The sequence below is a fragment of the Candidatus Palauibacter australiensis genome, assembly GCA_026705295.1.
Taxonomy (GTDB): domain Bacteria; phylum Gemmatimonadota; class Gemmatimonadetes; order Palauibacterales; family Palauibacteraceae; genus Palauibacter; species Palauibacter australiensis.
The window spans coordinates 1-19,317 of the sequence record JAPPBA010000098.1; the positions used below are offsets into that span (position 1 = coordinate 1).

Annotated in this window: 16 protein-coding genes; 3 read left to right on the forward strand and 13 right to left on the reverse strand. The window is 68.8% G+C overall.

The window, feature by feature from the left end; all coding sequences use genetic code 11:
• The coding region (locus tag OXN85_07490) for an NAD(P)-binding protein (protein ID MCY3599798.1) at positions 1–579 on the reverse strand (579 nt) is incomplete at its 3' end.
• 210 nt (positions 580–789) lie between these two features.
• Here OXN85_07490 and OXN85_07495 point away from each other — a divergent pair.
• Positions 790–1,950, forward strand: coding sequence for a PQQ-dependent sugar dehydrogenase (locus tag OXN85_07495; GenBank protein ID MCY3599799.1), 1,161 nt, complete (start codon positions 790–792; stop codon positions 1,948–1,950).
• A 15-nt stretch (positions 1,951–1,965) separates the two neighbouring features.
• Here OXN85_07495 and OXN85_07500 read toward each other — a convergent pair whose 3' ends face one another.
• Entirely contained in the window at positions 1,966–2,832 is an 867-nt protein-coding gene (locus tag OXN85_07500) for an aminotransferase class IV (GenBank protein MCY3599800.1), read from the reverse strand.
• A gap of 238 nt (positions 2,833–3,070) precedes the next feature.
• Here OXN85_07500 and OXN85_07505 point away from each other — a divergent pair, with 238 nt between their 5' ends.
• Positions 3,071–4,288, forward strand: a complete 1,218-nt coding sequence (locus OXN85_07505; GenBank protein MCY3599801.1) for a serine hydrolase — start codon at positions 3,071–3,073, stop codon at positions 4,286–4,288.
• A 12-nt stretch (positions 4,289–4,300) separates the two neighbouring features.
• Here the strand turns inward: OXN85_07505 and OXN85_07510 are convergent, their stop codons facing one another.
• The 5 genes from OXN85_07510 to OXN85_07530 form a co-directional block, all read right to left on the reverse strand.
• On the reverse strand, positions 4,301–5,110 hold the full coding sequence (locus tag OXN85_07510; protein MCY3599802.1) for an ABC transporter permease: 810 nt from the start codon (positions 5,108–5,110) through the stop codon (positions 4,301–4,303).
• Positions 5,111–5,311: 201 nt separating this feature from the next.
• Positions 5,312–6,526, reverse strand: coding sequence for an ABC transporter permease (locus OXN85_07515; protein ID MCY3599803.1), 1,215 nt, complete (start codon positions 6,524–6,526; stop codon positions 5,312–5,314).
• On the reverse strand, positions 6,511–7,614 hold the full coding sequence (locus tag OXN85_07520) for an ABC transporter substrate-binding protein (protein MCY3599804.1): 1,104 nt from the start codon (positions 7,612–7,614) through the stop codon (positions 6,511–6,513). Before OXN85_07520 ends, OXN85_07515 begins: the two co-directional genes overlap by 16 nt.
• Positions 7,604–8,734: an ABC transporter substrate-binding protein gene (locus OXN85_07525; protein ID MCY3599805.1), complete on the reverse strand. Its 1,131-nt coding sequence runs from the start codon at positions 8,732–8,734 to the stop codon at positions 7,604–7,606. Before OXN85_07525 ends, OXN85_07520 begins: the two co-directional genes overlap by 11 nt.
• 22 nt (positions 8,735–8,756) lie before the next feature.
• Positions 8,757–9,899, reverse strand: a complete 1,143-nt coding sequence (locus OXN85_07530; protein MCY3599806.1) for an ABC transporter ATP-binding protein — start codon at positions 9,897–9,899, stop codon at positions 8,757–8,759.
• Positions 9,900–10,029: 130 nt separating this feature from the next.
• On the opposite strand from OXN85_07530, the gene OXN85_07535 reads away from it, so the two are divergent.
• Positions 10,030–11,073 carry a DUF3500 domain-containing protein gene (locus OXN85_07535; protein MCY3599807.1) on the forward strand — a complete coding sequence of 348 codons (1,044 nt, stop codon included), beginning with the start codon at positions 10,030–10,032 and terminating at the stop codon, positions 11,071–11,073.
• 55 nt (positions 11,074–11,128) lie between these two features.
• Here the strand turns inward: OXN85_07535 and OXN85_07540 are convergent, their stop codons facing one another.
• Genes OXN85_07540 through OXN85_07565 form a run of 6 tightly spaced genes read right to left on the reverse strand, consistent with a single transcriptional unit; the run spans position 11,129 to position 19,140 of the window.
• Positions 11,129–13,561 (reverse strand): efflux transporter outer membrane subunit, encoded by a 2,433-nt coding sequence (locus tag OXN85_07540; GenBank protein MCY3599808.1) that lies wholly within the window; start codon positions 13,559–13,561, stop codon positions 11,129–11,131.
• A gap of 7 nt (positions 13,562–13,568) precedes the next feature.
• Positions 13,569–14,285, reverse strand: coding sequence for a hypothetical protein (locus OXN85_07545; GenBank protein MCY3599809.1), 717 nt, complete (start codon positions 14,283–14,285; stop codon positions 13,569–13,571).
• The gene (locus tag OXN85_07550; GenBank protein ID MCY3599810.1) at positions 14,276–15,163 is read right to left on the reverse strand and encodes a transglutaminase family protein; all 888 of its coding nucleotides are present in this window, start codon (positions 15,161–15,163) and stop codon (positions 14,276–14,278) included. The genes OXN85_07545 and OXN85_07550 overlap by 10 nt, the downstream gene beginning before the upstream one ends.
• Positions 15,160–16,140 (reverse strand): alpha-E domain-containing protein, encoded by a 981-nt coding sequence (locus tag OXN85_07555; GenBank protein ID MCY3599811.1) that lies wholly within the window; start codon positions 16,138–16,140, stop codon positions 15,160–15,162. Before OXN85_07555 ends, OXN85_07550 begins: the two co-directional genes overlap by 4 nt.
• A gap of 36 nt (positions 16,141–16,176) precedes the next feature.
• The gene (locus OXN85_07560; GenBank protein ID MCY3599812.1) at positions 16,177–17,676 is read right to left on the reverse strand and encodes a circularly permuted type 2 ATP-grasp protein; all 1,500 of its coding nucleotides are present in this window, start codon (positions 17,674–17,676) and stop codon (positions 16,177–16,179) included.
• A gap of 24 nt (positions 17,677–17,700) precedes the next feature.
• Positions 17,701–19,140, reverse strand: a complete 1,440-nt coding sequence (locus OXN85_07565; GenBank protein MCY3599813.1) for an ammonium transporter — start codon at positions 19,138–19,140, stop codon at positions 17,701–17,703.
• Positions 19,141–19,317: the final 177 nt, after the last annotated feature.

A 19,317-nucleotide genomic window follows, 5' to 3' on the forward strand; every position in this document is an offset into this window, starting at 1 on the left:
CAGGTATCGGGAGAACAGCGAGGCGGGCATGTCGAAGACGTTCGTCGCCATCAGGAAGTTGACGAACATCGGCTTCAGGACCTTGTACCTGAAGTCTCCCGAGAAGCCGGCCACGTTCAGGACCGTCCCCATGCTGATGTAGTTGAAGGGGTTGAGGCCGTTCACGAACTTCGACCGCGAATGGGTCAGCCGCCCGAACCGGTGCAGGAGCCGCAGGATGCGCTGGAACTTCGCAATCTCGAGTTGCAGCTGCTCCCGGATGTCCGAATCGAAATCGTGGGCGTAGGTCCCCCCGCGGTACTTCACGCTGTAGCTGAACCTCGTGTCGATCAGGTCGATGCCGAACTGCTCCAGCAACACCACGAAGTGCTGATAGACGGAGGGGATGCAGGCGGTGACGGAAATGTCGAACGGGATCGCGCCGCCGTCCTCCTGGGGCATGTCGACGGTCACGGCGTTGCCGCCGAGCTGCTCCCGGGCCTCGAACAGCCGGAAATCGAACCGTTCGGAATCGTGATGCAGCGCCCACGCGGCCCCGAGACCCGAGACGCCTCCGCCGATGATGGCGATGTTCTTCATCCGTCTCCCCTTCCCGCGGGTGGTCATGTTCTCCCGTCCCGGAAACGTTGCCGCGCGCGTGCGTGTTCACACATGCGGACGCCGGCGGCGCGCTCGGCGGCCGGCGTCGCTGGCGAGCCTTGCTGTTGGGGGGCCGCCCGCACCAGTTTTTTCGGGCTTCGCCAACCCATGAACCACGAGATGGACGTCATGATTTTCCCTGGAGACAAGATGATCAAGCGGACCCCACTGGCGATCTTCGCCGCCGGGCTTCTTCTGTCGACCGCGACTCCGGCGCTGGGCCAGGACGTCAGGCAGTCGGCTTACCACGACTACCGGCTCGTCCCGGTGGCGGAGGGGCTGGTGCGCCCGTGGTCGATCGCGTTCCTGCCCGACGGCGAGATGCTGGTCACGGAAAAGGCGGGCACGCTCCGCGTCGTGCGCGACGGTATGCTCCTTCCCGAACCCGTGAAGGGCGTGCCGGAGGTGATCTCGGCCGGACAGGGCGGACTCCTCGATGTCGTGCCTCACCCCGACTTCGAGGACAACCGGCTCCTCTACCTCAGCTACTCGAAGCCGGACGAGACCGAGCGCGGGACGACCGCGGTCATCCGGGGACGCTACGAGAACGGCGCTCTGACGGGCATCGAGGAGATCTTCCTTGCGGTATCGGAAGGGCGGGGGCACTACGGGTCCCGTCTCGTCTTCGACGGACAGGGGCACCTCTTCATCAGCGTCGGCGACCGCCAGGCCTCGACCCGTGGCGATCTCTACGCGCACCCCGCGCAGGACCCCTCGACCCATCACGGCACCGTCAGCCGCGTGTACGAGGACGGGGGGATTCCCGAGGACAACCCGTTCCTCGGCGACCCGAGCGTTCAGCCGGAGATCTGGAGCTTCGGGCACCGCAACCAGCAGGGGATGGTCATGAACCCGGAGACGGGCGACCTGTGGGCCACGGAGCACGGTCCGCAGGGCGGTGACGAGCTCAACCTGGTTCAGCCGGGGCTCAACTACGGCTGGCCCATCGTGGGCTACGGCGTCAACTACGGCTCGGGCACCGCGATCCATGAAGGCACGCACAAGGAAGGGATGGAGCAGCCGGCCCACGTCTGGGTGCCGTCGATCGCGACCTCCGGGCTGCTTTTCTACACGGGGGACCGCTTCCCGCACTGGAAGGGGAACCTGTTCGTGGGCGGGATGGCCGGGGAACAGTTGGCGCGCCTGACGCTGGACGGGCAGGACGTGATACGGGAGGAGACGCTCGTGCAGGGGCTGGGCCGGATCCGCGATGTTCGGCAGGGTCCGGACGGGCTCATCTACCTGGCCATCGACGGCCGGCGGGGCGAACCGACGGCGATCGTGCGGATGGAGCCGGTCGCCACGCACTAAGGTGGCGTCTCGGAACTAGGTCGCCGATCCTTCGGGGGCCACGGCCCGCCGGTAGGCTTCCGACAACGCCCGGGTGATCTCGCCCGGGCGTCCGCTTCCGACGGGCCGTCCGTCCAGTTCGACGGTCGGCCGCACCTCCGTCGTCGTCCCCGTGAAGAAGATCTCTTCCGCGCCCCGGAGTTCGTCCGTCGTGAAAGCGCGTTCCCGGGCGGGGATGCCCAGTCCCGCGCACAGTTCGAGCGTGAAGGCGCGGGTGACGCCGTGCAGGATGTGGTTCGTGGCCGGGGCCGTCGTCACCTCTCCGCCGAGCACCGCGAACACGTTGTTGTGCGTCCCCTCCTGCACCATCCCTTCGCGGATGAAGATCGCGTCCTCGACTTCCGCCTCCACCGCGGCCTGCTGCGCGAGCACGTTGGGCAGGAGGCCGGTCGTCTTGATGTCGGCACGGGCCCAGCGCTGGTCGGGCAGCGTGATGGCGCCGAAGCCCCGCTCCCACCGCTCCGGCGTCGTGCGGAGGAGTTCCTTCGCGAAGGCGTAGACCGTGGGCGGGACCGCCTCTTTCGGGAACGCGTGCGTGCGGGGGGCGGCGCCGCGCGTCACCTGCATGTAGAAGACGGAGAACTCCGCCGCGACGAGATCGTTCCGCGCGATGAGTTCGTCACCGACGTCGGCGAGGGGAGCCACGTCCGCCTCGATCCGGAGCGTTCGGAGGCCCCATGCGAGCCGGGCCAGGTGGCGTTCGCGCAGGAAACAGCGGCCGGCGTACGCCGGGATCGCCTCGTAGACCGCGTCCGCGAACAGGAAGCCCCGGTCGTTCACCGAGACCCGCGCCTCGCCGACGGGGAGGTAGTCTCCGTTCAGATAGACGATGATGGTCCGCAACCCCTCCGCTCTCGGGAAACCGTCCGCGGTCCGCCTGGCCGCCGGCCGGTCCGCACCACCGGCCGGCCCGCACCACCGGCTGGCCCACCGGTGTCGACACTAGATGCCCGTCCCGAGCCCCGGCGGGCAAGTTCGGTCCCGATCTGGTTCACGTTCGTACACCGCGTTAGCGTTGAGCGGGCAAGCTCAGCGGGCGGGTTCCGCTGTCGGCCCGTTTCCTTCTGCTTTCGGAGGACCGATGACGGTTTCGCGGCGAGTTCGCGGCATCCCTGCCGCTCGGTGGCTCTTCCCGGCGATCATCCTGCTCTCGACGATCCTCGCGGGCGCGACGCGGTTCGCTCCGGCCCTGGCGGCGCAGGAAGCGCGCACGCTCTCCTACGGCGAACCGGAGGAGGTCGGCATGTCCCGCGCCGTCCTCGAGGGCGCCCTCGGCCTGTACCACGAGGCCGTCGAGCGGGGCGACATCGTGGGCGCCGTCCTGCTGGTCGCCCGCAACGGGAAGATCGTCCTCCACGAGGCGGTCGGCATGCGGGACAAGGAGCGGGGGCTGCCGATGGAGCGGAACTCGATGTTCCGCATGGCCTCCAACACGAAGCCCGTCGTGGCCACCGCGGTCGCGCAACTCGTCGAAGAGGGCAAGCTCTCCTACGACGACCTCGTACGGGAGTACATCCCCGAGTGGGACAACTACCGGGCGGGGTTCATCACGGTCGGACACCTGCTGTCCCACAGCAGCGGGCTCCGGATCCCCACGCTCTTCCTGCAGCCGCTGGGCGAGAACCCGACGCTGCAGAGCGAGTCGGCCCGCTTCGGCGCGATCGGGGCCGAGGTGACGCCGGGCGAGACGTACTCCTACAACAATCCGGGCTACAACACGCTCGGCGCGCTGGTCGAGATCGCCTCCGGCCAGTTGCTGGAGGACCGGCTCATGGAGACGGTGTACGGACCGCTCGGGATGGCCGACAGCTACAACCACCACGCCGAGCACCCGGTCGGCGGGAAGGTCGACCGCATGGGCGCCGTCTACTACCAGCGCGGCCCCGACGGCGACTGGATGCCCGGCGGCACCCCCGGAGGCCCGGTGGCCTTCCCGTTCGCGCGCGCTTCGGGCGGGATGATCTCGTCGGCGTGGGACTACGCGGTCTTCGCCCAGACCTTCCTGAACGGCGGCACCTACGACGGCGCCCGGATCCTGGCGCCGGAATCCGTCGAACTCATGACCTCGCCGAAGATCCACATCGCAGGAGAGGGGGACGAGGCGAGCTACTACGGGTACGGCTGGCGGCTCGCCGACGGCACCTTCGGCCACGGCGGGTCGGACGGCACGAACGCGTGGCTCGACCCCGACCGCGAGATCATCGGTCTCGTGTTCACGCAGACGCCGCGCGGCGACAACCGCGGCACCCGCCTGGAGCGCTTCCGCGAACTCGTGAACCTCTCGCTCGAGGGCAACTGACGCCGCGGAGAGTCAGGCGGACGATCGGCGGCGCAGCCACTCGACGGTCAGCAGGAGCGCGAGGGCGAACACGACGAGGAAGGTGGCCACAGCGAGGATCGCCGGGCTGATCTGTTCGCGGATGCCGGCCCACATCTGTCGCGGGATCGTCCGCTGTTCCAGTCCGCCCATGAAGAGGACGACGACGACCTCGTCGAACGACGTGGCGAAGGCGAACAGCGCCCCCGAGATCACGCCCGGCGCGATGAGCGGCAGTTGCACGGTCCGGAAGATGCGCACCGGTCCCGCGCCGAGGCTGGCCGCGGCCCGCGTCAGGTTGCGGTCGAAGCCCGCCAGCGTGGCGACCACCGTGATGACGACGAAGGGCATGCCGAGCGTGGCGTGGGCCAGGATGAGCCCAAGGTGCGTCTGGGCCAGGCCGACCTGGGTATAGAAGAAGAACATCCCGGCCGCGGAGATGATCACGGGCGTGACCATCGGCGAGATGAGGAGTCCCGTGATGAAGCGGCGGGCCGGCATGGCGGGACTTGAGAGCCCAAGGGCGGCGAGCGTGCCCAGCGCGGTCGCGAGCACCGTGGCGGAGAGGCCGATCACGAGGCTGTTCACGAGACCCCGGGTCCAGGCCTCGTTCTCCAGGACCTCCCGGTACCAGCGCAGCGACCATGCCTCGGGATCGAGCCGGAGCATCCCCTCGGTGAAGGTGAAGTAGGGCTCCGCGTTGAAGCTCAGCGGGACGATCACGATGATCGGCGCCACGAGAAAGATGAACACGAGGACGCAGAACGTGAGGTGCGCGAAGCGGCCGATGCGGGCTCCAGTCACGGTCTCTCCGTCCCCCGAAGGTCTTGCGGCACCAGACTAAAGTGTGGTGTCGCAGAAATCTGCGAGTCACCGAGAGTGCCGGGGCGCCGGCTTCCGCAAGGCGCTCCGACGAGGAATAGCAGAGCTATTTCGAGGAGGAGCAACGCAGCGGGGACGGATGCAGCGGCGCTCGAATGACCGCAGTATTTCTGCGACACTACACTAACCCAGGCTCATGCGCTCGACGCCCACCAGCCGGTCGTAGAGCAGGTAGAGGACGAGCACGCCCGCGAGGAGGAGCGCGCCGAGCGCCGCCGCCAGCCCCCAGTTCAGCGACGTCTGCATGTGGTAGGCGACCATGTTCGAGATCAGTTGGCCGCTGCTCCCACCTACCAAGGCCGGGGTGATGTAGTAGCCGATCGCGAGGATGAAGACGAGGAGCGATCCGGCCCCCACGCCGGGCAGCGTCTGCGGCCAGTACACCCGCCGGAACGCCTGCGCGGGGGTCGCGCCCATCGAGGCCGCGGCCCGCATGTGCAGCGGCGGGATCGAACGCATCACCGAGTACAGGGGCAGGACCATGAAGGGGAGCAGGACGTGCGTCATGGCCACGAGCGTGCCGGTCATGTTGTACACCATGGAGAGCCGGCCGTCGTCGCCGACGAGCCCGATCGCGACCAGCAGGTCGTTGATCACCCCCTGTGTCTGGAGGAGGACGATCCACGAGGTGGTGCGGACGAGGAGCGAGGTCCAGAAGGGCACGAGGACGAGGGCGAGCAGCAGGTTGCCCCGGCGGGGCGGCGCGTGCGCGATGAGGTGCGCGATCGGGTAGCCGAGGATGAGGCAGAACACGGTGATCGCCAGGCTCACGAGCAGGGTGCGCCACAACAGGGGCAGGTAGATGCGCCGTTCCTCGGGCTGGGGGGCGACGGAGCCGTCCGGCAGCCGCTGCATGTCGACGGCGTTGAGGTAGTGGCGGGCCGTGAAGCGCTCGCCCGCCGCGCGGACGGCGTGCCAGGTCCCCGGGTCGACCCACGCGGAGTCCAGGCCCGCCATCGCCTCGCGCCACGGCCCGTCCGTCACGTCCTCGATGTTCCGGGCGGTGCGCGTGAACACGCTGCGCAGCCCGCTCCGCAGCCGGTTCACGCGGCCGGCGACCTGCCCCAGCGTCCTCGCCTCCCGCGCCGATCCGAGTTCCCGCGCCGCCGCCTCGTATACCGCCTCGGAAGGCAGCCCTTCCCCTTCCCATTCGCGCAGCGCTGCGAGGGTCGCGGGCAGCGCATCGGCGACCACCGGATCGTGGACGCTCCGCATCAGCATCGTCGCCAGCGGGGCCAGGAAGGTGACGCCGAGGAAGACGAGGAGCGGCAGCACGAGCCCCATCGCCCGCAGCCGCTCGCGGGGGGGCGGTCCGACGCCTCTCAGCGCGCCAACCACGCGCTGAAGCGCTCGTTCAGCACGTCCTGGTTGTCCACCCACCAGTCCCAGTCCCTGCGGAGCGCGCGCGCCATGTTGGGGGGATGCGTGGGCAGGTGCGGTCCCATCTCGACGCCCGTCTCCAGGTGGGTGGTGATCAGCGGCGCGGCCGAGGCCCGGACGGGGCCGTACGAGATTCTGCGGCCGAGCGCCGCGAGCGCCTCCGCGGTACTCGCAAATCTCACGAGTCGCATCGCCTCCTCGACCCGTGGCGTGCCGGCGACGATGGCGAGCTGGTTGATGTCCAGAAGTTGCCCGTCCCACACGATCTCGAACGGCTGGTTCTCCAGCACCTGGGCGTTGAAGATGCGGCCGTTGTAGGCCGTACTCATCACCACTTCGCCGTCCGCCAGCATCTGCGGCGGCTGTGCCCCCGCCTCCCACCACACGACGTGATCCTTGATCGTATCGAGCTTGCGGAACGCCCGATCCAGGCCCTCCGGGGTGTCGAGCAGGGGGTACACCTCCTCCGCCGACACGCCGTCCGCCAGGAGGGCGAATTCGAGGTTCGCCATCGGAACACGGCGCATCCCGCGGCGCCCGGGGAACTTCTCGAGATCGAAGAAATCCGCGATCGTCTCCGGTCTGGCACCCGGGAAGCGGCGTGCATCGAACGCGTAGATCGTGGACCAGACGACAACCCCGGCCCCGCAGTCGGAAAGCGTCCCTGGCGCGAAATCCTCCGCCGCCAGCGTCCCGTCCGCTCCGGGTGGTAGCGTCTCCGCGTCGATGTACTCCAGCAGCCCCTCGTCGCAGGCGAGCGTGACGTCCGAGGCGTTCAGGTCCACGACGTCCCAATAGACGTTGCCCACTTCCACCTGGGCCCGGATCTGGGCCAGACCGCCGGTGAAGTCCTCGACGCCCACCCGGATCCCGGTGGCGGCGGTGAACGGTTCGAACCACGCCTCCGTGCTCGCCTTCTGATACGAGCCACCGTAGGAGACGGCGGTGATCGACTGGGCGGTCGCCTGTCCGGCGAGACACGCGACGAGAGCGGCGGCGCACGCGGAGGTGCGCGCCACGGCGCGCGCGAGCGGGTCAGTTCGCACGGGTCAGCCAGGCGCTGAAGCGCTCGTTCAGCGCGTCCTGGTTGTCCACCCAGAACTCCCAGTCGTTCCGCAGGGCGCGCGCGATGTTCTCGGGGCTCGTGGGCAGATGGGGCGCCATCTCGACGCCGGTCGCCAGGTGGGTCGTGACGAGCGGCTCTCCCGACCGGCGGGCCGGACCGTAGGAGATCCGGCGCGCGACGGCCGCCAGCGATTCCCCCGTCGTCGCGAACGCAACGAAGCGGAGCGCGTTCTCCAGCCGCGGCGTCCCCGCCACGATGCTCAACTGACCGTAGTCGAGCACCTGGCCGTCCCACACGATGACGAACGGCTGCTCCTCCAGGATCTGGGCGTTGAAGATGCGGCCGTTGTAGGCGGTGCTCATCACGACTTCGCCGTCCGCGAGCATCTGCGGCGGCTGCGCCCCCGCCTCCCACCAGACGACCTGGTCCGCGATCGTATCCAGCTTGTCGAAGGCCCGGTCCAACCCCTCCGGCGTGCGCAGCACGGCGTAGACCTCGTCAAGCGGTACGTCGTCGGCGATGAGCGCGAACTCGAGGTTGACCTGAGGCACGCGACGCATGCCGCGGCGCCCCGGGAACTGCTCGAGGTCGAAGAAATCCGCCATCGTCGCGGGCCGCGCATCCGGGAAGAGGTCGGCGTTATACGCGTACACGGTGGAGTAGAAGAGCATCCCGGCCCCGCACTCCCCCTGCATCTCCGAATAGAAGTCCTCCCTCGCGGGGGTCCCGTCGGGGGCCGGCGGGAGCATGTCGATGTCGATCCTTTCCAGGAGGCCCTCGTCGCAACCGCGCATCGCATCGGCCATCTCGAGATCGACGACATCCCAGTAGACCGCTCCGACGTCGACCTGCGCCCGTATCTGGGCGAGGCCGCCGTTGTAGTCCTCCATGTCCACGCGAATCCCGGTCTCATCCATGAAGGGGACCTGGATGGCCCCGCGATACGCCCGCCCGTAGGAGCCTCCCCAGGAAACGGCCGTGATCGCCGGATCTTCCGGCGCCTGCGGCCCGCACCCGAGCGTGAACGCCGCCGCGCCGGCGAGGACGACGAGCGCCACGTTGTGCGGCGTGCGGACCGTAAACTTCCTGTTCGTATTCATCCGTTTCTCCGATCTGTCGCCGTCATGCGCGGCTCTGCTCGTCCCCTTCGAAGTCCAGCGCGCGGCAGTCGTTGACGGTCCAGCCGATGCGGACGGTGTCGCCCACCATCATGGCGCCGTGCCCCACGATGTTCGGGATCTTGGCCACGACGTCCCGGCTACCGCAGGCGGCCAGCCGCACGCGCAGGTGGTCGCCCAGAAAAGTCATGTCCTCGATGGTGGCCTCGACCACGTTGTGATAAAGACCCTCCTCGGGCTTGATCGCGATCCGCTCGGGGCGGATCGAGAGCGTGACCGTGTCGCCGACCCCGCACGGTGCGATGCGAAAAGCCCGGATCCGCTCGCCCCCCACATCCACCTCGCACAGGTCATCCTCCACGAGCGCCACCTGGCCGTGCAGCCGGTTGTTCTCGCCGATGAAGCGGGCCACGAACGCGCGTTCGGGTTCCTCATAGAGCCCCTCCGCTCCGGCGATCTGCTCGATCCGGCCGCCGTTGAGGACGGCGATCCGATCCGACATCACCATGGCCTCCTGCTGGTCGTGGGTGACGTAGACGACGGTCACGCCCAGCCTCTGGTGGATGGAGCGGATCTCGTACTGCATCTCCTCGCGCAGACTGCGGTCCAGGGCGCCGAGCGGCTCGTCCATGAGCACGAGTTCGGGTTCGAATACGAGGGCCCGCGCGATGGCCACGCGCTGTTGCTGGCCGCCGGAAAGCTGGCCGGGCCGACGGTCCTCGAGGCCACCGAGGCGGACGAGATCGAGCGCACGCTCGACGCGCTCGCGGCGCCGTTCCTCGGCGACACCTCGCACTTCCAATGGAAACGCGAGGTTGGCGCCCACCGTCATGTGCGGAAAGAGGGCATAGTTCTGGAACACCATCCCGATCCCGCGCTTGCGGGGCGGAAGGTCCTGGACGGAGCGCCCTCCGATGCGGATCGCGCCGGACGTCGCGGTCTGAAAGCCCGCGAGCATCATCAGGATGGTCGTCTTCCCCGAACCGGAAGGACCGAGCAGGGTCACGAATTCGCCCCTGCCGATTCCGAGGTTCAGGTCGTCCACCACCAGGGTGCGGCCGTCGTAGCTCTTGCTCACGCCCTCGAACTCCACGTGCGCGGTCGGGCTGTGACGGTCGCTCGCCGCACCGTTGGGACCCGCGATCATCTGGCGATTCTGCCTTGTTGTTCGGAATATGGGATGGTGGTCAGCCCCGATCGGGATCGACCAACTTGAAGCCGGCGGCGCCAATCCGCGAGTCCGCGCGGCGGACGCTGTCTTGAGCGGAGGAGGAACGATGAAGATCAGGAATCGGACGGCCGGACGGGTCACGTGGGCGACCTGCCTGCTCGTGCCCGCGGTCGCGCTCGCGCTGGCGACGGGAGGAGAGCCGGGCGCGAAGATGAACTCGGCCTCCGCCGCACAGGCCTTCATCTCCCTCCTCGATGAAGCGGGACGGGAGAAGGCGCTCTTCTCCCTCGAGGACGAGGAGCGCTTCAACTGGCACTTCGTCCCGAGGGCCCGGAACGGACTGCCCCTCGCCGACATGACGACAGAGCAGCGCGGCGCCGCCCACGATCTCCTTCAGGCCACCATGAGCAGCCAAGGCTTCCTGAAGGCCAGCGCGATCATCGAACTGGAGCGCATCCTCGGACTCCTGGAGGGACGGCCCGAGCGCCGGGACCCGGAGAACTACTACGTCGCGATCTTCGGCGACCCGTCGGGGGACGGGCCGTGGGCGTGGCGGTTCGAGGGACACCACCTCTCCCTCAACTTCTCGTCACCTTCGGGCGTGCTCACGGTGACGGGGCCCGCATTCATGGGCGCGAACCCGGCCCGCGTGCCGTCGGGCCCGAAGGCGGGCTGGCGACCGCTGGGGCGGGAGGAAGACCTGGCCCGGGCGCTGATGCGGAGCTTCACTGCGGAACAGCGCGAGCGCGCGACGATCGCGACCGAGGCTCCCAGCGACATCCTCACCGGGAACGACCGCGAGGCCCGGCTCGACGCGTTCGAGGGTCTTCCCGCCGATGCCATGACGGCAGGGCAGCGCGCGATCCTGTTCGAGATCGTTCAGGAGTACGCCGGGAACGCGGCGGCGGGCGCCGACTGGATGGCCCGGGTCGAAAGCGAGATTCCGGCGAGCGACATCCACTTCGCCTGGGCGGGAACGCTCGAACCCGGCGAGGGACACTACTACCGGGTCCACGCCCCGGTCTTCCTGATCGAGTACGACAACACGCAGAACGACGCGAATCACGTCCACTCGGTGTGGCGGGATCTGGAGAACGACTTCGGGGGCGACGCGCTGGCGCGCCACTACGAGGAGTCCGACCACCACTGAGTGGGCGCGGCGGACCCGGTCCCGCGCGGGGGTCGGCGCCGGCGCGGCGGGTTCCCTACCGCCCGATGAGCCCCAGGAAGCGGGGATGCTCGCGCACGCGCTCGAAGTCGTCCGCGTTCGGCAGGGTGCGCCGTCGTCCGGGATTGAGTTCGACCGCCCGCTCCAGGGCGTCGAAGGCGTCCTCCTCGCGCCCGTCGTCGAGCAGGAGCGCGGCCAGCGTTACCCACGCGTTGTCGTTCTCCGGCGACCTGGCCGAGGCGTCGCGCGCGAGCGCCAGGGCGCCCTGCAGATCGCCGTCCCGCCGCAGCCGCGAGGCTTCGCGCAGCATCTGGCCCGAACGGTACATGTTGAGGACCCGGCGCAGTTCGGCGAGCGGTTCGTCGTGGTCGTCCACGCGGATGTCGACGACGCGGTCGCTGTAGCCCCCGTTGACCCGCGGCGCCACGACGAGGATGGCGCCGGATTGCATGCCGCGCGCATCGCCGCCGGCCGCCTGCGCGGCGTCGAGCGCGTCCATCAGCCGCTCCGCGAGCGGTCCCGTGGACGATTCGAACGAGGCCGCCATCGCGTCGACCACCTCGGGCCCGGTGAGGATGTTCCCCTGCGCGCAGTAGTCCACGCCGCACCTGTGGCCCTTCCAGTCGCTCGCGCCGGCGCCGGTCCAGGCGGCCGTCCTTCCCTGCTGGTCGAGGATGGCGACCTGGCGGCGGTCCCGGCCCTCGTCGCTCCCGACCATCATCTCGAGGGCCTCCTCCGGCGAGTAGCCGGCCTGCAGGAGCTCGATGCCGATGGCCCCGTACATGGGGTTCGCGGCGGCCTGGTGGGCGATGATCACGAGTCCGCCCTTGGCGTGCATGGCGCGGTTCCCGGCCCCGAACGCCTTCGACTGCACGCCCATCCCCAGCTCGCCGGTCGCGGGATCGCGCCCGATGATCGAGTACGTGCCGAGGTAGTTCGGGTCGAAGAGCGCCGCGGCCCCGGATGTCGGAACCATGCGGGGCTCGGGGGCCGCCTCGGGCGAAGCCCAGGCGCCGCCCAGCGCGCGATGGACCGCCAGCCGCGCGAGGGCCAGGTCTCGCGTCGCACCCGCCAGCGCCGCCTCGACGTTCAGAAGCGTGCGCAGGGCGTCAAGATAATCGGTGTAGCCCACGACCCCGGACTCGTACCGCTGCGACTGCAGCTCCATCGTCGCCAGTGCCTCCTCGCGCTGGGAGGCGAGGAACGCGTGCCGCCGCGTCTCGTTCTCCAGACCCGCGAGGGCGGTTTCGACTTCGTTCACCGCCGTCACCACGGTCCGTCCGTACATGTGGGCGGCCTCATCGAAGCGGCCCTCGGCCAGCGCGAGGTTGTTCCGGAGCCGACCGGCCTGGAAGATGGGCGCGGTCAGGTTCGTGATCAGGTTCGTGAACCATTGCTGCACGTCGAAGAGTTCCCCGGCGTCCGCGCTTGCGAGCCCGATGGAACCGGAGAGCGAGAGCGACGGAAGCAGTTGGGCCCGGCGCGCGCCGATGCTGTAGCGGGCCGCGTCCAGCCGCTGGCCCGCCGCCCTCACGTCGGGCCGCTGGAGCAGGAGATCCGCCGGGATCCCGGCGGGGACGGGGTCCGCCGCCAGTTGCGGCGCGAGGGAGTCGGGCAGGATCGCCTCGACATCCTCCCGATAGCCACCCAACAGAACGGCCAGCCGTGCCTCGGCGCTCGTGAGCTGCGTCTCGATCTGCGGCAGCCCCGCCTGCGTGTTCCTGAGGTCCTGGCGGACCTGTGACAGCGTCCACGAGTCGATCAGGCCGCGATCGTAGCTGGTCGAGGCCAGCGACTCGCGTTCGAGCAGCACCTCCACCGTCTCGCGGGTCAGTTCGGTCTGACGCCGCAGGCTGACGATGTCGAAGTACGTGGTGATGGTCTCGGCCAGGATGCCGATCCGCGCCGCATGGAAATCCGACTCCGAGGCCAGGTATTCCGACCCCGCCGCCCGCGCGTCGTTGCGGGCGCGCCCCCAGAAGTCCAGTTCCCAGGCGAAATCGGCGCTGACCGAGTAGGTCGTCAGATCGATTCTGTCCGGAAACACGAAACCGGCGATCGAATCCCCCGGACCACCCAGCCCGAGGGCCTGTATCTGCGCGCCAATGCCGGCGTCCGTCGGCGTGTCGGTATCGGTGACGTTCCCGCTCGCCCCCACGCTCGGGAAGAGGTCGGCCCGCGCGATGCGCGCCCGCGCGCGAGCCTGCCGAACGCGCGCAACGCCCGCGGCGAGGTCGAAGTTGGAGGCAAGCACGGAATCGACCACGGCATCGAGCACCGGATCGCGGAACGTCGTCCACCACTCCAGCGGCTCATACGTCCCCGGCTGCAGGTCGGCCGCAAAATCCTCCGGCATCTCTGCCACCGGCTCCGGAAGGGACGGCCCCGGGGCCAGCGAACAGGCGGAGAGCAGCAGCAGCGGGACGGCCCCCGCCGGTTTCGTCAGACGCGGTACTCCGGTGCGCGCCATCGCGTGCTCAGGGCGCGATGCTGAAGCCGAACACCAGATGCGCCCGGTCCTGGTCGGGATTCAGGATGTACGCGACGCTCACCGGCACGGCGAAGGTGTCCGTGATCGCGAGGTCCTTGCTCGCCGTGACCCCCATGTTGACCACGGCCGCTTCGTCGGTGCCGTAGAAGTCGCTCTCGCCGCCCACGAAACCCAGGTGCAGCCCGACATCCACTCCCGACATCTCGAACGGCACGCCCACCTCCGCGTACAGCACGCTGCTCTCGGTAAGCATGCCTCCGAAGAGGGAGATCGGGAACGTCTCCGGACCTGAGAAGGCGAGCGACATCTCCACCGTGTGCGACGCGCCGGCCCCAAAACCCGTCCGGGCGTCGGGCGAGGGGAAGTAGTAGTCGGTGATTCCGACCGCGACGGAGAGGCCCGATTCGGACGTCACCGTGTAGGTCGCCCAGAGATCGTTCTCGTTGGCGGAAGCGCCCGACGCGGAGATGGAGTACGAACCCCACGCGCCGAACTCGAGCCCCCCGGCCCCGAAGGTGACCGCCGGTTGCACGGCCATGGATTCGCCGAAGTCGACGCCGCGCCACACGTAGCGGCTCACGACGTCGGCCCCGATCGAGACGGCTTGGCCCCACGCGGGGACGGCGAAGGCGAAGAGGGCCGCGACGGCAGCGACGAGCCGGAGGCCCCGGAACCGGAACGAATCAACGCGGATCACGGACACGATTCTTCTCCTCTTTCAATGGTGACCCGGGTGCGGAGCATCGACTCCGCCGAACCCCGGAATACGCCGCGAGTGGGCGGCACATCGGCATAATCGCGGCCCACCGCGACCCGCACATGGCGCACATCGCATTGTGTGTCGTTCGTCGGATCGAAGCCGACCCATCCCAGGCCGGGAAACCAGCTCTCGACCCAGGCGTGGCTTTCGCCGCTCGTCACACCACCGCCGTTCCCGCCGCCGCCGTTCCCGCTGTCGGGACCCAGATAGCCGGAGACGTAGCGGGTCGGGATCCCCCAGCCACGCAGGATCGAGGCCATGACATGAGCGTAGTCCTGGCACACACCCTCGCGGCTCTCGAGGATGCGCTCGATCGGCGAATCCACGGCGGTCGTACCTGGAATATAATCAAACGACTCGTGAAGCCGGCTTCGCAGGGTCGTGGCGGTCGCCAGCGGGTCGGCCCCGCGTTCGAGGCCGCAGCTCTCGATGAAATCGGCGAGGAGCGGCGAGGAGCGGACGAAACGGCTGGGTTGCAGCATCAGCCCGAGTTCGGGAGCGCTCGCCGCCGCGCCGATCCGAGCCCACGCCTCTTCCCCGACCTGCAGGGGAATCTCAGGTGTCGGGCCCACCTCCACGGTCGAACGTCCGACGATCGAGAGACGGCGATGCGCGCCGGGGCGATCGAAGAAGTGGCCCCGGTTGTGAAAGGGTCCTTCGAATTCGAACACGGGACCGGACGGGTCGGTCTCGATCACGAACCCGCGCACGACCTGTGTTCGATCCTGCACGGGGTGCAGATAGAGCGTCATGACGGACGCCCGCACCGGCGCGCTGTACACGAACTCGACCGCGTGTTCGATCGTGTAGCGCGCGATCATGACGGGAGCCCCGCGGTCACCGGGTAGTCGACGTACGTGGCCTGCACGAGGTCGTGCAGCGTCCGGCTGTCGCGTGTCAGAGAGCCGAAGACCCCGGATGCGGCATCGGGGGCGGTATCGGGGGCGGCATCCGCCTCGCCCGGGTCGAGTTCGAGGGCCGCCGCGATGCGAAGCGCCAGACGGTGCGGCGCGGCGAGCGGCGGGCGTCCGCCGGCCGGGTCGATGCCGCGCAGCGTGGATCCGATCCGGCCGGTCGCGTAGTGCAGCGAATGGGAAACCTCCGGGTTCCGCATCAGAAAGCCGAGTACGGAGGTGCGCTGCAGCCTGAGCGACCGGTCCCGGCGGTAGGGTTCGAAGGCGCCGCACACGCGCAGCAGGTCGGCCCAGGAGAGGACCAGGCCGTCACCGTGCGGCCGCGCGATTCGATCCCACACGTCGAGCAATACGATCTGCTGCTGCAACCGTTCCACGTAACGGCCGAGTTCGAGGAAGCGCCACGCATCGTCGCGCGCCATGGTGGCGTCCACGACCCCGGCGAGGAGGCGGAGCCGGTCGATGGCCTGGCTGACCAGGCTAACGGGCCCTTCGCCCCATACCTCGGCGAACTCCGTCTCCTCGAGCCACAGGTACCCCTGGTTCAGGCACACCCACACGCGCAGGGGCAGCCGGGGCCGGATCTCCCTGGCGTTCTCCCGCGCCATCCCCCAGCACGAAATCACCGACGCCGGGTTCGTCGTGTCCTCGACGAGGCCGCCCGTCAACGTGTAGGCATCCGCGATGAGGAAGGCTTCGGCCTCGTCCACATCGGCCGGCGCCTGGGGAGGGGGCTGACTCAGGGCCCGGTAAACGACGCGCCATCCGAGGGCGAGTTCATCGGCATCCGCATCCACGAGCCGGGTCAGCTGATACTCGAGCAGGCGGGCCGTGTTTTCGGTCCGTTCCGCGTAACGGCCAAGCCAGTAGAAGTTCGCCGCCATCCGGGCTAGCATCGTCCGTCGCCTCTCACCCGGCCGCTACTCACGGAGGATCCAGAGATCCTTGCAGCCTCCGCCCTGGCTGGAGTTCACGACGAGGCTTCCCTTGCGCAGCGCGACGCGGCACAGGCCCCCCGGAACGACATGCTGCTCTTCGCTCCCCTGGAGGACGAAGGGGCGCAGGTCCACGTGGCGAGGCTCCAGCCGTCCGTCCACGAAGCAGCCCGCGCGGGAAAGGGGCAGCACCGGCTGCGAAATGTAGTTTGCCGGATCGTTCCGCAGGTGCTCGGCGAACGCCTTCCGCTCGGCCTTCGTCGCATGCGGGCCCACGAGCATCCCGTAGCCGCCGCTCCCGCCGACCTCCTTGACGACGAGTTCCTTCAGGTTGTCCAGCGTGTAGGCGAGGCCGTCCGGCTCCCGGCAGAGGTGGGTCTCCACGTTGGCCAGAATCGGCTCTTCATCCAGGAAATAGCGGATGATGCGGGGGACGTACGCGTACAGCGCCTTGTCGTCCGCGACGCCCGTGCCCGGCGCGTTGGCGAGCACCAGGTTGCCGGCGCGGTAGGCGTGGAAGAGGCCGGCGGCCCCGAGCACGGAGTCGTCCCGGAAAGCGACCGGATCCAGAAAATCGTCGTCGATCCGCCGGTAGAGCACGTCGATCCGCCGCAGACCCGCGGCCGTGCGGGCGTACAGCGTCGCATCGTGCACGACGAGATCCCGCCCTTCGACCAGATCGACGCCCATTTCGCCGGCTAGAAACGCGTGCTCGTAGTAGGCGGAGTTGTATCGGCCCGGCGTCAGCACCGCCATGCGAGGTGTCTCCGCGGTCCGCGAGAGCGACGCGAGGGTCGAGTAGAGCCGCTCCGGATAGTCCGCCACCTCGCGGACCCCGTACGCTCGGTACAGGTAGGGGAAGGCCCACTTCATCGCCGTGCGGCAAGCGAGCATGTAGGAAACGCCCGACGGGACGCGGAGATTATCCTCCAGCACCGCGAACGTGTCGCCCGCGCGCACGATATCCGTCCCGCACACGGCGACGTACACGTCGTGCGGCACCTTCAGCTCCCGCATCTCGAGGCGGTACTGGGGACAGCCGAGCACGAGGTCGACCGGGACGATGCCATCCCGCAGCGACTTCCCGTCGTGGTAGACGTCGTTCAGGAACAGGTTGAGGGCCGTGAGGCGCTGCTTCAGCCCTCGCTCGATGTGGTCCCACTCCTCGGCGGTGATGAGACGCGGCACGCAGTCGATGGGGATGATCTGCTCCGAGACATCTTCGACGCCGAGGACCGTGAACGTGATCCCCTCATGGACGAAGCGACGGTACACTCCGTCCTGGAGCCGCTCCAGATCTTCGGGGGGGATCCTGGAGAGGGCGGTGCCGAGCCGGCGCGCCCGAGCCCTGGGGCTACCGTCCTCGTGAAACAGCTCGTCGTGAAACGCGGAATCCAGTTCGTAATGGCGGAACGGCCCGGACCCCGCCGAGATCGCGGGGTCCGGGTCGGCATAGCCGTGATCGACGAACCTTACCGCCGACATCGAACGCCTCCCTTGGGCGGACGTTCAGTCCGCGTCGCGGAAGTCGTTGTCGTCGTCGGGATCCACCATGAGGATGAATTCGGGATAGGCATCGATCCCGAGTTCCGCCGCGTCCTGGCCGATGCTCTCGACGCTCCGCGACACGCGAACGCCCAGCGTCCTGTCCAGCACCGTCCAGAAGATCCAGGAAACGGAGAAGACGAACGCGCCGACGGCCGCGACGCCGGTCAACTGCGGGACGAAATCGCCGCCGGCCGCGATGCAGGTGGCGAGCGTGCCCCAGATGCCGGCGAACAGGTGCGCGGGCACGGCCCCGACCACGTCGTCGATCCGCCGCACCTCCAGCAGCTTCAGGCCGAACATGCACAGGAGCGAGCCGACGGCGCCGATCAGGATCGCCCACAGCGAGTTGGTGATGTTCGGTCCCGCCGTGATCGCCACCAGGCCGGAGATCGCCCCGTTGAGCGTGGCGAAAAGGTCGACCCGGCCGAGTATGGACCGCGACAGGCAGAGCGCCGTGATGACGCCGGCCGCGGCGGCGAGGTTCGTGTTCACGAGGATGTTGCTCATCGATACCGCGTTGACGACGCCGGAAAGGGCGAGTTCGGAGCCGCCGTTGAAGCCGAACCAGCCCATCCAGAGGATGAACACGCCCAGCGTGACCGCGGGGATGTTCGACGGGGGGGTCGGCTTGATGGAGCCGTCCTTGCGGTACTTGCCCCAGCGCGGACCCACGACGAGCGCGCCGGCGAGCGCCGCCCAGCCGCCGGTCGAGTGCACGATCGTCGAACCGGCGAAGTCCGAGAAACCCATCTGGTCGAGCCAGCCGCCGCCCCACGTCCATGCGCCGACGATCGGGTAGATGACCGCGGTGAGCCCGCCCACGAAGACGAAGAAGGTCCAGAGCTTCACCCGTTCCGCCAGCGCGCCGGAGACGATCGAGGCGGTCGTGGCGACGAAGACCATCTGGAAGAACCAGTCCGACATCACGGAGTAGTTGTTGTCGCCCGCGGCTTCGCGCACGGCTGCGGTCGCCGCATCCACGTCGGCGTCGGCCGCCACCGCTTCGATGAGCGCGACCTCCTCGGCGGAGGGGCCGTAGAGGAGGCTGATCGAACCGATCACGCTCCCCACATCGACGTACATGAGGTTGTAGCCGATGACGTAGTAGGCGAGACCCGCGATGGCGTACAGTCCGATGTTCTTCATGCAGATCATGGACGCGCTCTTGGACCGCACGGACCCGGCTTCCAGCATCGTGAACCCGGCGCACATCCACATCACGAGCACGCCCCAGACGAGGAACGAGTACGTGTTGAGAACGAACCCGAGATCTCCGGCAACGTCCTGCGCGGCGAGGACAGCCGGCGCCAGGACGAGGCCCGCGCCGGAGAGCAGCGCGGCGGTTGCAAGGCTCCTTCCCGCCGCGAACCGGCGGAACCAGCGTACCTGATGGGTGCTCACGGCGGCTCCTTCTTCAACAGGTTTCGTCACTTGATCGTGGCCCTCCGCGACTCCGGCAGACCGCGGAAAAGCCCCGCTGCGTTCGAGCGGCGCCAACGCGGGGTTTTGCCACGGCCTGCCGAGTTTAGGTTGCGTCCCTGCTCGGCATCGCGCAACGGGTTCTCGGTGCGCCGGTAG

Excerpts from the sequence above, each read along its gene's own strand:
- OXN85_07495 (MCY3599799.1), top strand. The coding sequence starts at position 790 with ATGATCAAGCGGACCCCACTGGCGATCTTCGCCGCCGGGCTTCTTCTG.
- OXN85_07505 (MCY3599801.1), top strand. The coding sequence starts at position 3,071 with ATGACGGTTTCGCGGCGAGTTCGCGGCATCCCTGCCGCTCGGTGGCTC.
- OXN85_07525 (MCY3599805.1), bottom strand. The coding sequence starts at position 8,734 with ATGAATACGAACAGGAAGTTTACGGTCCGCACGCCGCACAACGTGGCG.
- OXN85_07530 (MCY3599806.1), bottom strand. The coding sequence starts at position 9,899 with ATGATCGCGGGTCCCAACGGTGCGGCGAGCGACCGTCACAGCCCGACC.
- OXN85_07535 (MCY3599807.1), top strand. The coding sequence starts at position 10,030 with ATGAAGATCAGGAATCGGACGGCCGGACGGGTCACGTGGGCGACCTGC.
- OXN85_07540 (MCY3599808.1), bottom strand. The coding sequence starts at position 13,561 with ATGGCGCGCACCGGAGTACCGCGTCTGACGAAACCGGCGGGGGCCGTC.
- OXN85_07550 (MCY3599810.1), bottom strand. The coding sequence starts at position 15,163 with ATGATCGCGCGCTACACGATCGAACACGCGGTCGAGTTCGTGTACAGC.
- OXN85_07555 (MCY3599811.1), bottom strand. The coding sequence starts at position 16,140 with ATGGCGGCGAACTTCTACTGGCTTGGCCGTTACGCGGAACGGACCGAA.
- OXN85_07560 (MCY3599812.1), bottom strand. The coding sequence starts at position 17,676 with ATGTCGGCGGTAAGGTTCGTCGATCACGGCTATGCCGACCCGGACCCC.